General features: G+C 70.8%; 1 protein-coding gene and 1 pseudogene. Both read right to left on the bottom strand.

From position 1 onward, the window contains the following. On the bottom strand, positions 1-2,579 hold a 2,579-nt coding region (locus ACFYZZ_RS45345; protein WP_389189964.1), incomplete at its 3' end, for an amino acid adenylation domain-containing protein. A 13-nt stretch (positions 2,580-2,592) separates the two neighbouring features. Beyond that, positions 2,593-3,033, bottom strand: a pseudogene (locus tag ACFYZZ_RS45340) (peptide synthetase); the annotation flags it as partial.

Below are 3,033 nucleotides of genomic sequence, written 5' to 3'. Positions count from 1 at the left end.
CGATTCCACCGCACCAGATCCCCGGTGCGATACATCCGCTCCCCCGCCCCACCGAACGGACACGCAACAAACCGCTCCGACGTCAACCCCGGACGGCCCCAATAACCACGAGCCAGACCAGCACCAGCGACATACAACTCACCCACCACACCCGACGACACCAACCCCAGGGCGCCATCGAGGACGTACGCCTTCAGGTCGGGGATGCCGGTGCCGATAAGGCTGCCCTGGTCCCGGCGCACCGACTCGCGGTCCAGCGCCATGTAGGTGACGTGGACCGTCGTCTCGGTGATGCCGTACATGTTCACGAGCGTGGGGGCGTCGTCCGCGTGCCGCGCGTACCAGTCGTCCAGGCGCCGCAGGTCAAGCGCCTCCCCGCCGAAGATGACGTACTTCAGGGCGAGCCGCGTGCCCGTTTCGGGGGCCTCCTGGTCGGCCTGCATCAGCTGGTAGAAGGCCGAGGGGGTCTGGTTCAGCACAGTCACCCGTTCCTGGACCAGGAGGTTCAGAAATTCCTGCGGGGACCGGGAGACGGCGTAGGGCACCACGACCAGCCGGCCGCCGTACAGCAGCGGGCCCCACAGCTCCCACACCGAGAAGTCGAAGGCGTAGGAGTGGAACAGCGTCCACACGTCCTCGGAGCCGAAGCCGAACCAGTGCTCGGTCTCCGTCATCAGCCGGATCACGTTGCGGTGCGGAACGACGACGCCCTTGGGGCGCCCGGTGGAACCCGAGGTGTAGATCATGTACGCCGGGTGGGCCGGGTCCAGCGGCTGCCGCCTCTGCCTGTCGGTGGGGTCGCCGGCCGGGCACCCGGCGAGGCGCTCGACGACGGCATGATCGTCGAGGACGATCCGGGGGACGTCCGCCGTGACTGCCGATGCCGTCCCGGCGGTGGTGACGACGCGGGCGGGCCGGGCGTCGCCGACCATGTAGGCCAGGCGCTCGGCCGGGTAGTTGGGGTCGATCGGCAGGTAGGCCGCGCCGGCCTTCAGCACGGCCAATACGGCGACTACCAGGTCGGCCGACCGGGGCAGGGCCAGCGCCACGAACTGCTCGGGTCCCACACCCTCATCGATCAGCAGGTGCGCCAGGCGGTTGGCCCGGGTGTTCAGCTCGGCGTAGGTGAGCCTGGTCGCCCCGCTCACCACCGCGACGGCCTCTGGCGTCTGCGCCGCCCGGGCCTCGAACAGCCCGGGCAGGGTGCCCTCGGGCACTGTCCGCGCGGTGTCGTTCCACTCGACGAGGAGCCGGTGGCGTTCGTCCGGGCTGAGAAGGCTGAGGGTGCCGACCGGCCGCTCCGGGCGGTCGGTCATCGCTTCCAGCAACCGTACGACCCGGTCCAGGTACTGCCGGGCCTCGGCCTCGGTGAAGGCGTCGCGCCGGTACCCCAGCCGCAGGGTCAGCCTCGGTCCGGGCACGGCTGCGAGGGTGAGCGAGTAGTGGGTGGCGTCGACGCCGTCCACCGCCGTCAGCTTCAGCTCCTCGGCGGGTGACCGCCACGCCTCGGCGTCCAGGGGGTAGGACTCGAAGACGGTCGTGGTGTCGAAGAGGTCCCGTCCGCCCGCCTGCTGCTGCACCTCGGCGAGGCCGAGGTGGTGGTGTTCCATGAGCTCCGTCTGCTCGGCCTGGAGCCGGGACAGCAGGCCGGACACCGTCTCGTCGTTGCGGAGCCGTATGCGGACGGGGAGGGTGTTGATGAAGAGCCCCACCATGCGCTCGACGCCGGGCAGCTCCGGCGGGCGGCCGGAGACCGTCGCACCGAAGACGACGTCGTCCCGGCCGGTCATCCGCGACAGCAACACTCCCCACGCGGCCTGCACCAGCGTGTTCATGGTGGCGGAGCAGGTGCGGGCCAGCCGTGCGGTCCGCGCGGTGAGCTCGTCGGTCAGCTCGACGGACACGTGACCGGGCAGTTCGGGCGCCCGGTCGGCCACCTGGGGGGCGATGAGGGTCGGGCCCTCGAGCCCGGCCAGGGCGGAGGCCCACGCGGCGCGGGCCGCGTCGCGGTCCTGCGCGGTGAGCCAGGCCAGGTAGTTCCGGTAGGGGGTGACCTTCGGCAGGGCGGCGTCGCCGCCCTGCGCCGCGTAGAGCTTCAGCAGCTCGTCGACGAGGACGGGCATCGACCATCCGTCCCACAGGATGTGGTGGTTGGTCAGGACGAAGCGGTGCCGGTTCTCCGCGAGCCTGATCAGCAGGAAGCGGAGCAGGGGCGGGCGCCGCAGGCTGAACCGGCGGGCGCGCTCCTCGTCGGCGATACGGGTGGCCTCGCGCTCCCGCCCGGCCTCGTCCCGGCCGGAGAGGTCGACCTCGGTCCACGGCAGCGGCACCTCGCGCAGGACCACCTGCACGGGGCGCTTGAGGCCGTCGTGCCGGAATCCGACGCGCAGGTTGGCGTGCCGGGCCAGCAGCCGCTCACCGGCGGCCTTCAGCGCACCGGCGTCCAGCGGGCCCTCGAAGTCGAATGTCAGCTGGGCGGTGTAGACGTCAGTGCCCTCCTCGTCCACCAGGGCGTGGAAGAGAAAGCCCTCCTGCAGCGGTGAGAGCGGCAGGACGTCCTCGATACGTGACTTCTTCATCGTGCTTCCTAACTCAGTCCTCGAAAAAGTCCAGTTCGAGGTCGTCTTCGAGAGCGTCGATCTGATCCTGGGTGAGGTCGACGAGTGTCAGATCGGAGGGGGTGTGGCCGCCGGCTCCGCCGGACTCGACGCCGGTGGCCAGGCCGTGCAGGGCCTCGCACCACAGCCCGGCCAGCTCGCGCACGTCGTCCTCTGCCAGCACACCGCCGGCCCAGGACCAGGTGGCCTCCAACACCGGCCCGCCGGCCAGGTCGTGCGTGATCGCGTTGACCTCGATCACATGCCGCATCGGCATCCCGGTCTCCGCACCCCGGCCGAGGGCCTCGCTCTGCGGGATCACACCCCAGTCGCCGGACTGCCCGGTGCCCATGCGGCCGAGGTAGTTGAAGGCGATCTGCGGACTGCCGTAGGAGGCGAGCTCGGGCACGGTCTTGGGGTTGAGGTAACGGAGCAG

Source organism: Streptomyces sp. NPDC001816 (assembly GCF_042892235.1).
Classification (GTDB): domain Bacteria; phylum Actinomycetota; class Actinomycetes; order Streptomycetales; family Streptomycetaceae; genus Streptomyces.
Note: the sequence above shows the minus strand (reverse complement) of the source record. Positions and strands in the feature narration are given on the sequence as shown.